The organism is uncultured Nevskia sp. (assembly GCF_903885465.1).
Classification (GTDB): domain Bacteria; phylum Pseudomonadota; class Gammaproteobacteria; order Nevskiales; family Nevskiaceae; genus Nevskia.
In genome coordinates this window covers 1-2,570 of record NZ_CAISIQ010000055.1, presented here as the reverse complement: position 1 = coordinate 2,570, position 2,570 = coordinate 1, and the positions used below count along the sequence as shown (strand labels likewise).

Annotated in this window: 2 protein-coding genes; both read right to left on the bottom strand. The window is 63.0% G+C overall.

What is annotated here, in order from left to right:
- Window positions 1–1,403: anthranilate synthase component I (gene trpE / locus QZY06_RS01965; RefSeq protein ID WP_295679490.1), on the bottom strand; the 1,403-nt coding region annotated here is incomplete at its 3' end.
- A 135-nt stretch (window positions 1,404–1,538) separates the two neighbouring features.
- Window positions 1,539–2,231: a ribulose-phosphate 3-epimerase gene (rpe, locus tag QZY06_RS01960; RefSeq protein WP_293393653.1), complete on the bottom strand. Its 693-nt coding sequence runs from the start codon at window positions 2,229–2,231 to the stop codon at window positions 1,539–1,541.
- Window positions 2,232–2,570: the final 339 nt, after the last annotated feature.

The following is a 2,570-nucleotide window of genomic DNA, read 5'->3' as shown; positions in this document are numbered from 1 at the left end:
GTCGCCCGGGTCACCGCGCGGTTCTTGTTCACCGTCTCGTCCCACTCGGACTGCGGCACCGAATCGGCGACGACGCCGCAACCAGCCTGTGCGTGGACCATGCCGTCCTTGATCACGGCGGTGCGGATGGCGATGGCCATGTCCATGTTTCCATCCCAGCCGAGATAGCCGACCGCGCCGCCGTAGATGCCGCGGGCAACCGGCTCGAGTTCGTCGATGATCTCCATCGCGCGGACTTTCGGCGCGCCGCTCAAGGTACCGGCCGGGAAGGTCGCGGCCAGTGCGTCGAGTGCATCGAGGCCCGGCTTCAGCTGGCCGGTGACGTTCGAGACGATATGCATCACGTGGCTGTAGCGCTCGACGATCATCTTTTCGGTGAGCTTCACCGAGCCGGTCTGCGCAACCCGGCCGACATCGTTGCGACCGAGGTCGATCAGCATCAGGTGCTCGGCGATTTCCTTGGGATCGGCCAGCAGATCGGCTTCCAGCGCGCGATCTTCCTCGACCGATTTGCCGCGCACGCGGGTGCCGGCAATCGGTCGCACGGTGACTTCGCCCGCTTCCGCGCGCACCAGGATTTCCGGGCTCGAGCCAACGACGTGGTGATCGTCGAGGTTCAGGCAGTACAGATAAGGCGATGGATTCAGACGGCGCAGTGCGCGGTACAGAGTCACCGGCGGCGCAGTGAACGGCGCGCTCATCCGCTGCGATGGCACTACCTGCATCACATCGCCGGCGGCGATGTAATCCTTGACCTTCAGCACGGCGCGCTTGAAAGCGTCCTCGCCGAAGCCGGACACGAATTCCGGCATCGGGCCGGTCGCGGCCGGCAGCGCGGGTACCGGTTCGGCGAGCATGGCTTCGATCGCATCGAGCCGCGCTTCGCCGCGCTTCATGTCCGCAGGCGATGACGGATCGGCGTGGACGATGAGGGTCAGAGTGGCGCGCAACGCATCGAAGACCACCAGCTCGTCCGAACGCATCAGCAGCACATCGGGCGTGCCGAGCGGATCGGACTTGGCGGCCTTCAGGCGCGGCTCGAACAGGCGCACGCATTCGTAGCCGAAGTAGCCGACGAAACCGCCGGAGAAACGCGGCAGCTTGGCGTTCGGGGCGACGCGGATGGTCGCCGCATGCTCGCGCAGCCAGACGATCGGATCGGCCACTTCGACCGTGCGGGTGACGACGCCGTCGACCGTCACGGTGACCGTGTGGCCCTTGATGCGGACGATCTCGCGCGCACTCAGGCCGATGAACGAATAGCGGCCCCAGCGCTCGCCGCCGTGCATCGATTCCAGCAGATAGGTGTACGGGCGATTGCCCAGCTTCAGATAGGTGCCGACCGGCGTATCAAGATCGCCGGGCAGTTCGCGCGTCAGCGCGACATGGGTGTATTCGGACATGGCAACGGTATTCGATGGAAGGGAGCGTTCAGCCCCGGGCGCAGCGGACTCGGCGACGACGGATCACCATCGCCAACCGGCTGTGCCTGCTAGTTCCACCCAGCGTGTCATGTCCCGTTCCAGCTCCCGTCAGCCTCAGGCTTTGGCAATCTCAGCCCGCATGGCCGCAATGGTAGCCGCGTAGTCACTGGTATTGAAAATCGCCGAGCCGGCGACGAAGGCATCAGCGCCGGCGGCGGCGATCGAACGGATGTTGTCGACCTTCACGCCGCCGTCGATTTCGAGGCGGATTTCGTGGCCGGTTTCGGCGTGATGCGCGTCGATAAGGCGGCGTGCTTCGCGGAGCTTGTCGAGCGCGCTGGGCAGGAAGCTCTGGCCACCGAAACCCGGATTGACCGACATCAGCAGCACGATGTCGACCTTGTCCATCACGTAGCGCAGGTGATCGAGCGGCGTTGCCGGATTGAACACCAGGCCGGCCTTGCAGCCGGCATCGCGGATCGCCTGCAGGCTGCGATCGATGTGCTTGGTCGCTTCCGGATGGAAGGTCACCGAGCTGGCGCCGGCCTTGGCGAACAAGGCGGCGAGCGAGTCCACCGGCTCGACCATCAGATGCACATCAATCGGTGCCTTCACCCCATATTTGCGCAGCGCTTCGCAGACCATCGGCCCGATGGTGAGGTTGGGAACGTAATGGTTGTCCATGACATCGAAGTGAACCCAGTCGGCGCCGGCGGCGAGAACTTTCGCCGTATCGTCACCCAGGCGTGCGAAATCAGCCGACAGAATGCTCGGGGCGATGACGGCAGGCAGCGGTGACAGGCTCATGGGAATTCCGCTTGTGTGGAGGTGGAAGTGCGCGGAATCTAACAGATTTGCCCGGTTTTGCCTGTTCTTGTTTATGCTTCCGAAAACCGGTTCCGATCGACACATGGTCGGGCGAGTACATAGATTTATGGCATTAATAAAATAAAAACGATTGTCTTTACCAATTAATCGACAGCCACCAGACTGCGGGCCAACGCTGAAACATCGCCCGCACAGACGCGCAAACCGGCAAATAAAACTGCGAATCTGTGAAGTCGATTGTGAAATCCATCGGTCGCAATACCCAGAGCCATGAGTGGGCCGTAAAACGGTGAGGCTCAAGAGCTCGCCGGGCAGAAT

Coding starts and splice junctions, on each gene's coding strand:
- rpe (WP_293393653.1), bottom strand. CDS start 2,231: ATGAGCCTGTCACCGCTGCCTGCCGTCATCGCCCCGAGCATTCTGTCG.